We start from the raw sequence: 16362 nt of genomic DNA on the forward strand, positions 1-16362 counted from the left end.
ACTGTGTCTTCTATCGCTCACCGAAAGCGACACTGACATTGGTGTAGATGGGTTTCCACAGGTATTGGAACACCGATTTTTCTCCGGTCGTTATATCCACCTCTCCGGTCATACCCGGTAAGATCGCAAACTGCTCTGGATTGTCACGAAAAAAAGGTTTGTCGATGCTAACTTCAACTTCATAGAAGATTTCACCCCGTTCATTTTGACTTGTGGTCGGGGAGATTTTAGCCACTATGCCAGACAATGCTCCAAATCGGCTGTAGTCAAAAGCATCCACTTTCACTCGCGCCGTTTGACCGACCTTGACGAAGCCGATGTCTCGGGGTGATAAACGAGCTTTAAAACTCGCCTTTCCGCCCACTGGTACTATTTCAGCAATGGTACCGCCAGGCTGAATGACCGCCCCCACTTTGGTACTTGGTATACTTTGTACTAGTCCTTGAAGCGGCGCTGTCACTTGCGTATTGATGAGCTTGGCTTGCCCTGAACGTACTTGTGCGTTGAGCGCAGATAACTCTGACACCGCTTTCGAACGGAGATCATTGACTTCCAATTGCTCCTCGGCCAATAGTTGCTCAATCTTTTCTTCGTTGCTGTCGGCTTGTTTGATCAACACCGCCCTCTTCCCTCTCGCCTCTTCAATTTGCTGTTCAATGTTGGCGAGCTTTTGCCTCATTTCCAGCACTCGCAGACGTGAAATATTACCCGCTTGATAGCCCTTCTCTAAAATCGCCAATTCTTGTTCCGTTGCCAAAAGTTGCTTGCGATAGGAAGGTAGCGCCTTTTCAACACTGCTTAACTGCTCGGCTATTTGCTCGCTCTCTTTTTCTAAGACGATGCGCTTTTGCAAGTACAGCGCTTTCTGTGCGCTCAGTTGCGCCCTTTGCTGACTGACAATTTCGGGGTAGTCCTGCTCGTAGTCAGCGAAGTTGGGCGGTCGGTCTTCAAGCAAAGCACTCATTCGCTCGATACTCGCGGTAAGGCTAACCTGCTGTGATTTGAGCTCTTCAAGCGCGGTTTGTTGAAACGTCGAGTCAAATTCCACCAGAACTTGCCCTTCTTCTACCAACTGCCCTTCTCTGACCAAAATGCGTTTGAGCTTGCCACCAATATCACTTTGCAGAATTTGGCGTTCACCTTCTGGTATCACTGAGCCCTTGGCTTTCGCAATTTCATCAACTTGTGTCACTAAAGACCACACCACAAACACCGCAACACACAAGGCAACGGACCATGTCGCCAGGGACAAAGTTCTTGCGGTGGTCTGCGATTCAACCAATTCACTATACTCTCTAGCTTTCATTTTCTGTCTCCTTGGCTGAAAGGTTTGCTTCCATTGGCCCTGCATAAGCGACCGCACCTTGATTTAACACCACGACCTTATCGGCCAACTTAATGAGTTCAGGATCGTGAGAAGTGAACACTAGGGTTGCTTGGCCGCGCTTACTACTGACAAAATTGGCGAAAACCTTTTTCGCTCTTGGATGATAGTCTGGCACTGGGTTATCTAACAGATAGAGCTTGTAATCGTATACGAGTGCTTTGGCATCAATCAAAATCTGCGCAACCGTCCCGGAGAGGATATCGTACATACTCTCTGGAATGATGGTATCAATACGGGTGTCGAGCCCTTGCGGCAGTGTCGCTAGCCACTGCTCTCCGCCCACTTGTGCAATGGACTGCAACATTTTCTGCTGCTCAATCTCATGACCATCGTCTAACCACTCGCGGATAGTCAATGTCAGTAGGTCTGGATAAGCAGCGCGCATAAAGCACCAATGCCGGTACATTTGTGGATCATATTGGCTAATGTTCACGCCCTCGACTTCAACTAATCCGTTTTGTATCGGTTGTAATCCCGCCAAAACTTCTAGCAAAGTCGACTTACCGCTACCTGATGGGCCCGTCACCGCCACTATTTCTCCTGCAGCAATTTCCACACTCACACCACTTAACGCCGGATGGTGTTGTTTTGGGTACCTAAGTGTCACTTGCTCTAGTGCGATGGTTGGCGCTGTCTGCGGCAGTGCCTGATGTTGATAACTAAAATCGCGTTCGGATGGCTGAGAAAGCAGACGGTTAACCTGCTGCTTTGACTGATTAAAACTATAAAAACGACTGGCACTACTGGCTAGCACTTGCGCAGGTGAGGTGATTTTTGAAATCAACATCATTGATGCAATGAGTCCACCGGGGGTTAACACTTGCTCGAAGATCAAACCAATCCCTAATCCCATGATTGCCAACGTTGAGCCCATGGTGATCAGATAGTAGAGAGAGGTATAGCGACCTTGGCTCACCGCTTGAGAAAAACCTATCTTGGATGCCATCACGTTAACTTTTTCAAAGCGTTTTAACCAATATTCAAGAATTCCAGCACTGCGCAAAAAAGAAACTTTGGCAGAAAACTCGTTGAGCATATTTTGTCGATTGGTGCCAGCTATGGTCGATTGTATATTGCCTTTAGCTACCGACTTAACTGAATGCCTCGCCAACAGGTAGTAGCATAGCAGCGCCGCCAGTGGCACCAACACTAGCCAGCCACCGAGAACCCCAATGGCGACGATAAAGAGAATAACAAAGGGTAAATCAAATAAAGCATTGCCCAGCGGACCGGCTAAGATCCCGGAGACTCGTTCAGACAACAGCAACTGATTTTGCTGACTAGAACGAGTGGATTGTTGATTGACCGCATAACTGCCTCGCAGCAGTTTCTGCACTAAACTCTGTGAAATTTCGCGACTGACTCGGTTGGATAAACTGGTAAAAACTCGACTTCTTAATGTTCTCAACCACCCCATCATAATAAATAGCAAGGCAGCGCCAATCGCGATTCCTTCTAGCTCATGGCCAGCATCACCCCCGATAACATGGTCATAAATCGACATGGTGATAAAAGGGATCGCCAAAGCGAAAATGTTCGTTACTAAACTGACCAAAACCAGTTTTGGGATAACGGCGCGAAATGCAAATAAGCGCTCCCCAATCCAATTTTGCGAGTATCGTTCGGCAGGTAGCCCTAATATAACGATATATAACGATGGTTTATCGTTCGCTGTTGGCGCCTCTTCACTGATAAACCGACCATCAATAATTTCGCCGACCAGCAGCTCTTTATCATCGACTACCGCGAGAGCTTTGTTGTCGGAGGGGATCTGCTGGAGTGAAGACGCCAGTGTGTACGGTAAATTGAGCCGATCAAACAGGGCGAAAAGGTCATCTAATGTAGTTAAGCTATGCTCCTCAATCCATTGTCGAGCAAACAGTTGTACGTTCGCGTTGACTTCTAGAGCGCGGAGTAGTTGTAAACTTTTTTGGCCTAGCGTGTTCATTCCGCCTCCTTGTCGCTGACTAGCTGAGTCACTTGCAATCGTTGGTCTGCTAATTGTTGTAAAGCGGGATGATGGCTAACCAACACAATGATTCGTCCAGCGTTCTTTTCGGCCACCAGTAAATCTGCCAGTTTTTGCAGGCTTTCTAAACTGAGCGAAGCATCCGGCTTGTCCAGCAACAATATTGGCTTGGCGCTCGCAAACTGAGTGGCCAGATTGAGCAATTTAATGTTGCCCATACTTAATGGAGAAGAGGGAGTATGGCCGATTTTAGTTTCTAGGCCATCAGGTAATCGAGTGATGACCTGAGACAGCCCCAGCGCATCACAGTATCTCTGAATATGTTCAACCCGATGTGGATTGAAACCACATAGGTTATCGAGCAAAGTCCCTGCGACCAACTGACCTTTAACGCCACAATAAGCAGCATAGGGTGCCAGGCTTGCAACTCGACTATCGTCAATAGAAATGTCGCCATTTTGACTCTCATCGATGCTCGCCAACACTGCTAAAATAAAGCTGTCGATATGCCGTTCTTCACTCGATAGTAAGGTGATGCTGCCACGACGGGCTTGTAAGGAGAGGTGATAACGAGTCCCGTATCGCGTCGCAGACAACCCCGACACCTTCAGGTCACTCACGTCAGAATCGTCTTGGCTCACCTTTGAAGCTGGCGCTAAGTGGCGTAGCTTCTCGATGGCCTTATCGGCACTATGAATGGAGTTGAGCTTTATCCTTACTCCGATCAACGCACTTAGCGGGGCAACAGCTCGCCCAGATAAAATCGAACACGCGGCAAGACCACCCGTTGTTAGCTGACCATCAAGCACCCACAAACTCCCAACGATAACTAAGACCACGGAAGTCGCTAGTGCGGCAAGTTGGATACACTCCTGAGCAAAGGCATTCTGCTGCTCTTCTTCTGCTTTCGCCAACGAGCGATCTGCATTGAGCCGCTTGAAATGGCTGAAGATACGGGATTCTACTGCTTGACGTTTAATGCCTTGCAACGTTTGGCTGACCAATAGAATAAAGCCTTTGCGATCTTGCTCTAACTGTGACGCCTGCTCACTCAGTTGCTTGGTTTTAAGAGAGGTTAGCCAAACGAGTAACAATGTCACTGTCCAGACAACAACGGGAACCAAGACTAACTCACCCCCAATATACGCCACCAAGGCTAAAAATATCAGGGCAAAAGGGAGGTCTACAAACCCCGCGACCGTTCCTCCCGAATACCAGTCTTTGACCTTTCCGACTGAGCTCAAGCCATCTTCAACGGCACCAACACCGATTCGACGCAATTCAACCGAGCTTGCCCCACCGACACTTTCGACCAAGGTTTGATAGGTGCTCGTTTCAGTGTTGCTGGCAGCCGCGCTCAATATCCAAGTTCTCACAAAGCGAATTAAGGCTTCTAGGCTCAGCGCGACCAAAGCCCCCGCTAACAACAGTGTTGCCGTACCATAACTTTGGTTTGGCAAAATTCGATCGTAAATTTGTAATACTGTCAAAGGAATTGCCAGCGACAGCGAGTTGATAAGTAATGAGGGAAGCAACACTTTCCTAATCACATGATGGCTTTTAGCACTATTTGAACGCATACCTAATCCTTAAAACACGTTATGAAATAAGATTGGTACAAGCTGTGGGCTAAAGCAAGGTAACAGGCTGATTTAAAATATAAATATGAGTCTAGTCAACTTTTAACTTTGGCTAGAACTGCAACAGTGATTGTCGCTACAAGCCACTACCAAGATTAAAGTAAACGGCACTTTCTTGATCGCTGAACGCAACATCGACACCTAAACGCAGTCCATAACGCCGAGCAATAAAATTGCTAAAGATATTCTAAGCTAGCTATTATCTCTAGCTTACGATGATCGCTTCGATGTATCGCACAGGCGGGTTAGCCAAGGTCGCAAACTAAAGGGTCTCGCCAAAATAAAACTGAGTGTCGAGATCAATACATCGTTGCTCGATTTTGGCTAAAGGATTGGTGATTCGCTGCATAAGATGCTCAGCCGCAATTTTGCCTATCTCTTCTCGTGGCGTGATCACGGTAGCGAGTGTCGGTTTGATCACTGTTGATATATTGTGACCGTGAAACCCGACGATGGAGATGTGCTTTGGCACATCGACATTCTGCCGTTGACACTCATAAAGCGCACCAATCGCGATGTCGTCGTTGGTACAAATAATGCCGTCCACCTCAGGGTGCTCGGCTAACATGTTTTTCATCAGCGTGGCGCCAAGGGTGTATGACGACGATTCCATGGTGGTGATCACCAGCGGTTTTAGGCCTTCTCCTGCCATGGCCTGTTCGTAGCCTTGAATTTTTTGTTTGGTACGCTCATCCATGCGTGCCGCCAAATACGCAATCCGCTTGCGCCCTCGGTTGATAAGCGCTTTGGTGGCGTTTTCGCTGGCTTTGATATTGTCAAAGCCGACCGCTTGCTGAAGTGGCGGAGAAACCGAGTCCATGATCTCGACAATCGGAATACCAGATGCATTGAGAATCTTCTTCGAGCGCTCGGTGTGATAACTCTCTGACAAAATGATGCCATCGACATTGTAACCAAGTAGCGTCTCAATGCGTTTTTCTTCTACATGTTTACCGTAACCATAGTGAGCAATCATTGCCTGATAGCCGTTCGGCTCGATCACACCCTCAATGCCACGTAGCACCTCATCAAACACTTGGTTGGTCAAGGACGGAAGCAGCACACCTATGGAGTAGCTTTTCGCTTTAGAGAGGATGTCTGGAGCGCGATTTGGCACGTAGCCAAGCTCTTTGACTACCTCGTCAATTTTTACGCCTACCGCTTCTGAAACCTTGCTTGGGTCTCTAAGAAAGCGGCTGACTGTCATCTTAGTGACACCAACGCGATCAGCGATGTCTTGAAGGGTCGGTCTCTGTTTTTTCTGAATCATAGGGCATCAAAATGAGATTAGGGCCAGGCTGCAGCCCGTTACTGCAGCCATTTACGGCGAAGAAAAGCCGCAAAAAAGCATGCTTTGGATTACTTCGACGCTGCTGCAATGGCTTCTTTGGTCAACTGAGTAATACGTGCCCAGTCTTTGTTTGCAATGGCATCTGCTGGGATCATCCAAGTCCCGCCGACAGTTTTGACACAAGAAAGCGCTTGGTATTGCGCCATGTTTTCCGCATTCACACCCCCTGTCGGGCAGAAGCTGACTTGCGGCAACGGCGCTGAAATCGCTTTTAACGCTTTGGCACCGCCATTGGCCTCTGCAGGGAAGAATTTGAGGTGGTCATAACCCAAATCCATTGCTTCCATGATCTCAGTTGGCGTTGAAACACCTGGAATCAAGGCCACAGAGTGGCTGGCCGCATGTTTGAGCAGGCGCGCAGGCGCTCCTGGCGAGATAACAAACTTAGCGCCAGCTTCGACAACCGCATCGTACTGCTCTGGGGTCAAAACCGTGCCTGCCCCCACCATGGAGTCAGGCATCGCTTGGGCAATAGCGCGAATCGACTCGATTGCCGCTGCGGTGCGCAAGGTAATTTCAAAAACATTAATTCCACCTTCGGCCAGTGCTTTGGCGAGTGGAATCGCATCCTCGACATGCTCGATAACCATCACGGGTACGATAGGCGAAGTCGCAAATACTTGCTTTGGAGAGTGTGACCAATTCATTTTAAATCCTGATTCAACAATTGTTTCAATTAGTTATAAAGGCAAAGCGCACTAAAATACAGTGGCGCCCTGCTCTGCGCTAGAAATTGCGTGACGAAAAACACTAAACAGCTCTCTGCCACAGCCAATATGACTCTGCTCGAGTTGAGGCTCGGCAGGTGCTCTGTGCTCGATAGCTTCCAGCACATTGACTTTTCCGTTTAGCCCATCCACTTCAATCATGTCGCCATCTTTCACTTTGGCAAGCAAGCCACCGCGAGCGGCTTCTGGTGTGATATGGATGACCGCTGGCACTTTGCCCGATGCTCCAGACAATCGACCATCGGTGAGCAGCGCGACATTTAATCCTTGCTTCATTAGATTGCCCATGATGGGCATCAGCTTATGTAGCTCGGGCATACCGTTTGCGGCCGGCCCATTAAAGCGCACCACGATTACGCTATCTTGAGTCAACATACCTTGCTTGTAGGCGGCTTCAACATCGTGCTGAGAATCAAATACTAAAGCCGGAGCGACGACTCTTTGATGCGCCTTAGCAACGGCGCTGACTTTCATTACCCCGCGTCCCAAGTTCCCACTGAGCACTTTAAGCCCCCCGACGTCACTAAAACTCTGCCCTGGCAAAGCGAGCACTCGGCTATCGATACTCGGCTTGGCAGAGGCAAACTGAAGTTCGCCTTGAGTATCTAAGTAAGGCTTGGTGAGATAATCGTCCATGCACCCATAAACAGGGTTCGCATCCATAAAAATTAGGCGGCGCTGGTTCAAGCTTGCCAGTAGTGTCGGCACACCACCAGCCTTTTGAAATGCGTTGATATCGGCATCGCCATTGGGATACATTTTCACCAGCAGTGGCACGACCTGAGAGAGCCTATCCAGGTCATCCCATGTCACTAGCCAGCCCGCCGCTTTCGCCACCGCAACTAAATGAATGGTGTGGTTGGTGCTCCCCCCTGACGCAAGTAACGCCACCAAACCGTTGATCACCGATTTCTCATCGAGCACCACTCCGAGCGCTTTATGGCTGCGCGAATGTGCGCTAACAGCAGCAATGTATTGGGCGGCTTTTTCTGTGAGCTTATCGCGAAGGGGATCAGTGGGCGATATGAAAGCCGAGCCGGGAAGCATCAATCCCATCGCCTCGAATACCAGTTGATTGGTGTTGGCGGTGCCAAAAAAGGTGCACGTCCCCGCCGAGTGGTACGCTTTGCACTCGACAGCAAGCAGCGCCGCTTTGTCGGCTTTCCCTGCGACGTAATTTTGCCGTGTCGCCACCTTTTCATCATTGCTGATACCGGTAGCCATCGGGCCTGATGGAATAAATGCGGTCGGCAAATGACCAAACGCTAGCGCGCCCATCAGTTGTCCCGGGGCAATTTTGTCACACACTCCGAGCAGCAGAGTGCCATCAAAGGTATTGTGGCTCAGCGAGAGTGCGGTTGACTGCGCAATCAAGTCCCGAGAGAACAGTGACAGCTCCATCCCTGGATAGCCTTGGGTAATACCATCACACATTGCAGGCACGCCCCCGGCCACTTGAGCCGTGTTACCCAATTCAGCCAGCGCTCGCTTTATTCGCTCAGGATAGTCGCGGTATGGCTGATGAGCGCTCACCATATCATTGTATGCCGTCACGATGGCGAGATTGCTTTTGGTGAAATCGAGAATAGACTGCTTTTCTTGCTCGGTTGCAGCCGCAACCGTATGAGCGAGATTTCCACAAGCTAGCCCGGCACGAGTTTTCCCTTGTCTGGCTGCACGCTCAAGCTTGTCCAAGTAGATTTTGCGACTGGTTTTGCTGCGCTGAGCGATGTTGTGTGCCACTTCGGCAATTACGCGGTTAATCGTCATGATAGGTTACCGATGGGCAGCTTGCGCCGCCCATTTTCTGTCAAATCCTAGACAGGATGTCTTGAGTTATTTCTGCTGGTGTCTGTTTTATATCGACGTGCATGGCTTCGCTTTCTGAAGGCTCGACCAAGGTTTCAAACTGGCTCTCTAGCATAGCAACACCTTTGAAATAGTGCCCTTGCCGCGCTTTGTGTCTTGACCAAATGGTCTCGAAGTCGCCTTTCAAATACAAAAAACGCAGTTCTTCACAGCCAGAGCGTAAAATGTCTCGATATTCGGGTTTCAGCGCAGAGCACGCCACCACCAGCTCGTCTTCTGTCTTTAACAGCTCATTAAGCCGCAACAACCAAGACTCACGATCCTCGTCCGTTAACGGGATGCCACTTTGCATTTTCTGCACACTGGTTGGTGAGTGGTAATCATCGCCATCAAAAAACGGAATGTTTAGCGCCTTAGCAAGTGACTCACCGATTGATGACTTCCCGCACCCGGAAACGCCCATAACGATGTACTTCTTCTTCATACTTATTTATCTCTATCAACGCTGTCGGACACACTTATTTCCACCACAGAGCAAGCTCTGGGAAAATAATCACCAAGGCCAAAACCGAAATTTGTAAACCAATGAATGGAAGTAGCGAGCTAAAGATCTCACCTAAGCTGATATCTTTTGGCGCAACCGACTTCAAATAGAAGGCAGCAGGGCCAAAAGGTGGTGACAAGAAAGCCACTTGCATGTTCAAGCAGAACACCACGCCGAACCAAATTGGGTCCATACCTAAACTGGTAATAATCGGAACGAAGATAGGCATTGTCAGCAATGCGACGCCAACCCAATCAAGGAACATGCCGAGTACAAATAGGATCACCATCATGATCAGCAGGGTTGTCATCGCATTACCGCCACTGAGTGCCAGGATAGTCTGCTCAACAAAATTGATACCGCCCATGAGGTTGTAAACGCCCACCAGTGCCGACGCGCCGATACCAATCCACATGATCATGCCGCAAGTGCGCATGGTGGCGATGGCAGACTCTTTAACCATATTCCAGTTGAGCTCACCGCGGATAGCTGCGCTCACTGCGATACCCACAACGCCAAGTGCTGAAGCTTCAGTGACCGATGCGACGCCGGTGTAAATACTGCCAAGGACAGTTGCAACCGACAGCAACGGAAAGAACAGCGCTTTGAAATAGCTTGGGTGCTCTTTGGCATCTTCCTCTAGCTCTTCAGCAGACGGCAACGGTGCCAAGCTCGGATTTAACTTACAACGAATCAACACGTAAGCGATGTAAAACAGAGCCAGAATGAACGCAGGTAAAAACGAAGCTTTGAATAGATCACCGATGGAAACCGATGCAGAAAGGCCGTAAATGATCAGTACGATACTCGGCGGTAACATGGTACCGAGCGCGCCCCCCGCACAAGTGGTCCCAATCGCCAATTTGCGGTCATAGCCGAGACGAAGCATTTGCGGTAGCGCCAGAATGCCCAGCAGTACTGTTTCTCCACCAATCACTCCCGACATTGAAGCGAGGATGACGGCAACAATCAGAGTTTGCACCGCGACACCACCACGGACTTTACGCCCAACACTCTTCATCGCATCGAAGAGATCTCTTGCGATACCAGAACGATCAAGCAATGCTGCCATTAACACAAACATAGGCACGGCAAGGAACACATAGCCGTTAACGAAGCTATAGATTCGGCTGGTGATCAATGGCAGCGCATCAACCCCGAACCAACCCAGAGTGAATACAAGCGCCACAAGGCCGGTTACGAAAGCGAGCTGCATACCGGTTAGCAACAAGCCAATCATCAACGCCAGCATCAGTAAGCTTCCGGAAGCGATGCCAATCGAAGAGAGCTCACCGGCGATCACATAGGTGGCTAACCAAGCTAAAGCGGCTAAGACAACGGCCCCACCAGCAAAAAAGACAATACGTAGACGGTTATCTGATTCGGCTTTAGCAGAAGATAAATTAAGCATTATTCTCTTCCTTTAGTTGTTTGACTTCACTAATCAGATGCAGAACAAACTGAATAAACATCACGCTAACGGTTAGAAGGATTAATCCTTTAAGCAGCGCAGGAAAAGCCGGATCCCAAGCGGTTCCTGAAGTCTCTAACCTGAGTTCTCCCCACGGCGCAAACCATGAGCTGTTGACCATTTGCCACGCCGCATAGATGAGTAAGCCACTAAATAGCAATCCCGCTAAGTGATGAAAAATATTGAGGTAATGTTTGGTTCGCTGCGAAACCGAATCATAGATAAGTACCACTCGTACATGCTTATCGGTCGCAAGCGCGTACGCACCACCAATCACAAATAATGAGCCGCCGATAAACGAAGCCGTTTCGTGAACCCAGATGGTTGGTGCATCAAAAACGTAGCGGCTCACAACTTCGTAAAATGAGATAATGACCGTAAAAGCAAACAGTAAGCTAAGTATCTCGCTCACCTTAGCAATGGCTTTGTCTAAGATGTTGTTGGGCATTTCAGCCACTTTTGTGTCTGAGTTTTTCATAGTGCTGTTCCAGAATGAAGGGAGGCGAGAATCACCTCCCTATACGGTGTGGCTTATAGCAGACCTGCACCTTTTAGATAGGTCGTAATCGAGTCATACACTTTTTGCGCGTTTGGCGAACGCTGAGCGTATTTTTCCCACTCACCCATCGCGATTTGACGGAACTTCTTACGCTCTTCTTGCGACCAGTCGTGAATCGTAATGTCTGGGTTTGCCTGCGCCTCTTTCACTGCTGCTTGGTCAGCAATGCGCAATTGTGTGGTGATGTCTTGCGCAAAATCACGCACTGAGACTGTCATGATCTCTTGCAGATCGGCGGGCAGTTTGTCCCATTTTTTCTGACTCATTGAGATATCAATCGTCGGTAACGAGTGGAAACCTGGCTGAACCGGGTGCATCGCAATGTCATTCATGCCAGCACTGTGGTTAGTCGAGAAAACCGTGTAGTCAGCCGCATCAATCACACCTTTGCTCAGGCCAGTGAAAACCTCAGAGCCCGGTAAGTTAACCGGTGTTGCACCAGCGGCAGCAAACACTTGCTGTACTAGACCTTCTGGAGCACGAAGTTTTAGGCCTTTAAGGTCATCTACACCATTTAGCGGCACCTTAGAAACGAACGACTCAACACCTGTGGTCGAGCCACCGATATACTTGACGCCGTAAGGGGCATACAACTCAGTCATCAGCTCATAGCCGCCGCCGTAGTTGATGTACTCAAGCAGTTGTCGTGTATCAGACCAGGCACCAACCATGTTACCGATTAGACCGAACGCTGGATCTTTACCTGAGAAATAGCCAGTCGCAGTAATGTGGCCGTCGAGAACGCCCATTTTGATGGCATCGAGTGTTTCAGTGTGTTTAACCACCGCGCCCACTGGAAGTAAATCGATTTCAATACGACCGGCAGACATTTTTTCTACAGTCTCCGCCCACTCTTTTTGTACTTGGTAGTTTTTGTCTCCAGATGGGTCACTCGACTGAAACTTGAAGTTGAAATCAGCCGCAAGTGCAGACGTGGATAGTAGTGTGGTAGCGACAGCGATAGATAGGGTTTTGAGGGTATTGTTCATGAGTAGATCCTTTGCTCTCTTTTATTTTTTAGTCAAATGTTACCGGGAACAATGACAATGTTATCGGTAACATTGGGTAACATCTAAGAGACGGATCACAATTGAGGGAATCGTGTTGAAACTAAACAGCACACTGTCAAATATAACAAACACGGGCAGTGTAAACGTGTGCTGCTGATAACCAACTAAGCCGAAAAACGAGGAATCGTTCGCGCTACAGAGTGAGCTTGAGCACTAGCGCGGTGCCCATTCCGCCGCCGATACACAAGGATGCCAAGCCCAGTTGTGATTGTGAACGGATCATCTCGTAAATTAATGTGGTGACTATTCTCCCTCCCGATGCGCCGATTGGGTGGCCCAGCGCAATCGCACCGCCATTGACGTTGGTTTTATCGTCAAACCAACTCACCGGCAATTGGTGTTGCTCAGATAAGCCTTTCATGACACCTATCGCTTGCGCAGCAAACGCTTCGTTGAGCTCTAAACGTTGGATGTCGCTCAGGGATAAATCTGCACGCTGCAAAGCCTGCTTTACCGCAGGGATCGGTCCTAAGCCCATGACCTCTGGCTCGACACCACCTTGACCCGTGGATACGACTTCCACCAAAGGAACGAGTCCGTACTGTTCAATCGCTTGCTCACTCGCCACTATGATGGCCACCGCACCATCATTTATCCCCGAAGCGTTACCCGCAGTGACGGTGCCGCTGCGATCAAAGGCCGCGCGTAGCCCCGATAACGCTTCGATGGTGGTACCAAATCGAGGGTGCTCATCGGTTGAGATTTCGTTTTCATCTGAGCGTGATTTAATCGCCACCGGTACTATTTCATCGATAAAACGCCCAGACTTAATCGCCTGCTCCGCTCTAGCCTGGCTGCGCAGTGCAAACGCGTCTTGCTCCTCACGGCTGATGTCATAGCGTTTGGCAATGTTTTCCGCGGTGATGCCCATGTGGTAGCCCGCAAATGCGTCGGTCAAACCATCTTTGAGCATGGTATCAATCATGGTCAAGTCACCCATTTTGTTGCCTTGACGACAGCGACCATCAACAACGAATGGCGCATTGCTCATACTCTCCGTTCCGGCGGCTACAACCAGGTTCGCATCACCACTGCGTACCGCGTTGACCGCATTAAGCAGCGACTTCATGCCACTTCCGCAAATCATGTTCAGGGTATAAGCCGGGGTTGTCACCGGAATACCTGCATGAATCGCAGCCTGCCGACCAACACCCTGACCTGCCCCAGCACCTAGCACGTTGCCAACAATCACTTCATCAATCGCATTGGGTACTAACTGAGCTTGTTCAAGCGCACTTTTGATAGCCAGCGTGGCTAACTCCACCGCGGTTTGTGAACGTAAACCACCTAGAAACGCCCCGATCGGCGTGCGTTTTGCTGCAACGATATAAACTTTGTTTTGCATCTTACAGTACCAATCCACCATCAATTTTTAACACTTGCCCGGTAATGAAACTCGCTTTATCACTGGCTAAGAACTCTACCCCGTTGGTGATGTCTGCGGTGGTCCCCATGCGACCTAAAGGCGTTTTTGCTTTCATCAAATCCAGTACTTTATCCGGCAAATCAGCAGTCATTGGCGTTTCAATAAACCCTGGCGCCACGCAATTCGCTCTCACTTGAGCACCTTTACGCGCAAACTCTTTTGCCCAGCTTTTGGTCATTGCTATCACCCCACCCTTAGTGGCTGCGTAGTTGGTTTGGCCAATGTTGCCATCGGTGCCAACCACCGACGACATGGTCACGATAGAACCGTAGTTGTTTTCCATCATCAAGGGGGCGACAGCTTGGGTGAGGTTAAAGACCCCTTTAAGATTCACGTCCACCACAAAGTCCCACTCTTGTTCGGTCATCTTGTCGATCAGCGCATCGCGGGTTACCCCGGCGTTATTGACTAGGATATCGATTCTGGAATACTTCTTGGCAATCGACTCAACGAGCTCGGCAATGGCTTGGCGATCACAGATATTCACCGCCACCGCCTCAACGTTATCAATCGCGGAAAACGCCTCGGCTAGCCCATCCGCATTCATATCTAGGGCGTAAACCATTTCGGCTCCGTTTTGTGCAAATCTCTCGGTGATTGCTCGGCCTATTCCCTGCGCTGCACCTGTTACCAGACAAATTTTGTTGTCAAACATATATTGATCCTTATGGGCGAGTTAAAAACTGACGATTGAAACCCGTTCAAAGCATACGAACCCTACTGCATCTGAGCGGGAGTGCCTTAAACGGACAAATGGCTGAGCGCTTTGTAGCGCTACTCATTTTTTCGAAGTGTTAGCTGAAACTGTTGGTCAAAAATTCCAGAATCCATCATTGTTAATGACGGGCTGACCAAGGGGGCAAACTCCATTTGCTGAATAATATCGCGCTGCAAATCAATACCCGGCGCAACTTCCACCAGCTCTAACCCATTCTGGGTTAAGCGAAATACCGCCCGCTCGGTGATGTACATGACTTGTGTACCACGCCTGATTGCCTGCTCGGCGCTAAACGTAATCTGTTCAACTTGATTGATCAGCTTTTTCTGTCGACCTTCATTAAGGATGGTTAACCTGCCGTCGTTGACTTCAACTTTCAGACCCTGCGCGGTAAACGTACCGCAAAAATAGACCTTCTTCGCATTCTGGGTAATATTGATAAAACCGCCACAGCCCGCGATTTTGCTGCCAAAGCGAGAGACGTTGATGTCGCCACACTGGTCACATTGGGCAAGGCCGAGAAAGGCTTGATCCACCCCGCCCCCATCGTAGAAGTCAAACATCTGGTCTTGCGAGATAATTGCCTGCGGTAAACGAGATGCACCGAAGTCCAAGCCACTTTGCGGCACGCCACCCACAGCGCCGGGTTCGACAGTCAAAGTGAAATGGTCCATGACTCCCGCTTGCTTGGCCACCTGCGCAATGTATTCTGGTGCGCCAATCCCGAGGTTAAGAATTGAGTTGGGTTCGAGTTCCATCGCCGCGCGGCGAGCAATAATGGTTTTGGCATCGAGACAGCTTGGTTGATTGGCTACCGAATCTTCTCCCCCTTGCTGTGGATCTTTAATTCCCACAAACTCGGGGTTCATCATGGTCGCGAAGGTTTGCATGTGCTCCGCAGGATTGTCACACACCACGACCGCATCGACGAAAATGCCGGGTATCTTCACGCGATGTGGGTCAAGCGTTCCGGCTTTGACTATTCGCTTTACTTGTACAATAACCTTACCGCCGTTATTTTTCGCCGCTTGCGCTGCGGCTAAGCTTTCTACAATCAGACATTCATCTTCCATAGTGATATTGCCGTTTTCGTCAGCCGTGGTGCCTCTTAGGATGGCAACATCCACTGAGAGTTTGCGATAGAACAGCCACTCTTCGCCATCCAGCTCAATCAGCTCCACCCAATCTTTTTTGGTGACCGTATTGATCTTTCCACCCTCAATGCGCGGGTCAACGAAGGTTCCGAGCCCAACTTTACTGATGGTGCCAGGTTTACCCGCGGCGCTGTCACGCAGCAGATGGGAGATAATGCCCTGAGGTAAGTTGTAGCCTTGAATGAGATTGTCGACCGCCAACTGTTGCAATTTAGGCACCAAGCCCCAGTGTCCACCGATAGCACGCTCGACCAAACCTTGCTGAGCTAGGTGGTTAACTGCACGTCCTTGTCCATCACCCTGTCCCGCCGCAAATAGCAAAGTGAGATCTCTGGGTTGTCCGGTCGAGGCAAAGCGTTCACCAATGGCACGTTCAATAGCCTCTGGTACTACGCTACCAATAAAGCCCCCTAGGAGCACTGAGTCATGGTTATTGATCCATTGCGCCGCCTGTTCCGGAGTGAGCTGAGTAACCACATCCACCTTCCTTGTCTATTTCGTTTCTTGAAGTGCTTACTCAGCTTAGGGGCTATGCG

Annotated in this window: 13 protein-coding genes; all 13 read right to left on the reverse strand. The window is 49.5% G+C overall.

Annotated features, from left to right (window positions below; genetic code table 11):
* Positions 1–10: 10 nt before the first annotated feature.
* The gene (locus tag MTO69_RS14685; protein ID WP_248335147.1) at positions 11–1306 is read right to left on the reverse strand and encodes an HlyD family type I secretion periplasmic adaptor subunit; all 1296 of its coding nucleotides are present in this window, start codon (positions 1304–1306) and stop codon (positions 11–13) included.
* Complete coding sequence (locus tag MTO69_RS14690; RefSeq protein ID WP_248335148.1) at positions 1296–3335, reverse strand: ABC transporter transmembrane domain-containing protein; 2040 nt, start codon at positions 3333–3335, stop codon at positions 1296–1298. Before MTO69_RS14690 ends, MTO69_RS14685 begins: the two co-directional genes overlap by 11 nt.
* Positions 3332–4936 (reverse strand): ABC transporter transmembrane domain-containing protein, encoded by a 1605-nt coding sequence (locus MTO69_RS14695; protein WP_248335149.1) that lies wholly within the window; start codon positions 4934–4936, stop codon positions 3332–3334. Before MTO69_RS14695 ends, MTO69_RS14690 begins: the two co-directional genes overlap by 4 nt.
* 322 nt (positions 4937–5258) lie before the next feature.
* On the reverse strand, positions 5259–6266 hold the full coding sequence (locus MTO69_RS14700; protein ID WP_248335150.1) for a substrate-binding domain-containing protein: 1008 nt from the start codon (positions 6264–6266) through the stop codon (positions 5259–5261).
* Positions 6267–6355: 89 nt separating this feature from the next.
* Complete coding sequence (locus tag MTO69_RS14705; protein WP_248335151.1) at positions 6356–6994, reverse strand: bifunctional 4-hydroxy-2-oxoglutarate aldolase/2-dehydro-3-deoxy-phosphogluconate aldolase; 639 nt, start codon at positions 6992–6994, stop codon at positions 6356–6358.
* 51 nt (positions 6995–7045) lie between these two features.
* Positions 7046–8845, reverse strand: coding sequence for a phosphogluconate dehydratase (gene edd, locus MTO69_RS14710; RefSeq protein ID WP_248335152.1), 1800 nt, complete (start codon positions 8843–8845; stop codon positions 7046–7048).
* A gap of 40 nt (positions 8846–8885) precedes the next feature.
* Entirely contained in the window at positions 8886–9368 is a 483-nt protein-coding gene (locus MTO69_RS14715) for a gluconokinase (RefSeq protein ID WP_248335153.1), read from the reverse strand.
* A 34-nt stretch (positions 9369–9402) separates the two neighbouring features.
* Entirely contained in the window at positions 9403–10680 is a 1278-nt protein-coding gene (locus tag MTO69_RS14720; RefSeq protein WP_248335636.1) for a TRAP transporter large permease, read from the reverse strand.
* Positions 10681–10831: 151 nt separating this feature from the next.
* Complete coding sequence (locus MTO69_RS14725) at positions 10832–11377, reverse strand: TRAP transporter small permease subunit (RefSeq protein ID WP_248335154.1); 546 nt, start codon at positions 11375–11377, stop codon at positions 10832–10834.
* A 53-nt stretch (positions 11378–11430) separates the two neighbouring features.
* Complete coding sequence (locus MTO69_RS14730; RefSeq protein WP_038203955.1) at positions 11431–12447, reverse strand: TRAP transporter substrate-binding protein; 1017 nt, start codon at positions 12445–12447, stop codon at positions 11431–11433.
* 214 nt (positions 12448–12661) lie between these two features.
* The gene (locus MTO69_RS14735) at positions 12662–13873 is read right to left on the reverse strand and encodes an acetyl-CoA C-acetyltransferase (protein WP_248335155.1); all 1212 of its coding nucleotides are present in this window, start codon (positions 13871–13873) and stop codon (positions 12662–12664) included.
* A gap of 1 nt (position 13874) precedes the next feature.
* Positions 13875–14609 (reverse strand): beta-ketoacyl-ACP reductase, encoded by a 735-nt coding sequence (locus MTO69_RS14740; protein WP_248335156.1) that lies wholly within the window; start codon positions 14607–14609, stop codon positions 13875–13877.
* Between the two features lie 119 nt (positions 14610–14728).
* Positions 14729–16303, reverse strand: coding sequence for an acyl CoA:acetate/3-ketoacid CoA transferase (locus tag MTO69_RS14745; RefSeq protein WP_248335157.1), 1575 nt, complete (start codon positions 16301–16303; stop codon positions 14729–14731).
* Positions 16304–16362: the final 59 nt, after the last annotated feature.

This window comes from Vibrio sinaloensis (assembly GCF_023195835.1).
GTDB classification, from domain to species: domain Bacteria; phylum Pseudomonadota; class Gammaproteobacteria; order Enterobacterales; family Vibrionaceae; genus Vibrio; species Vibrio sinaloensis_C.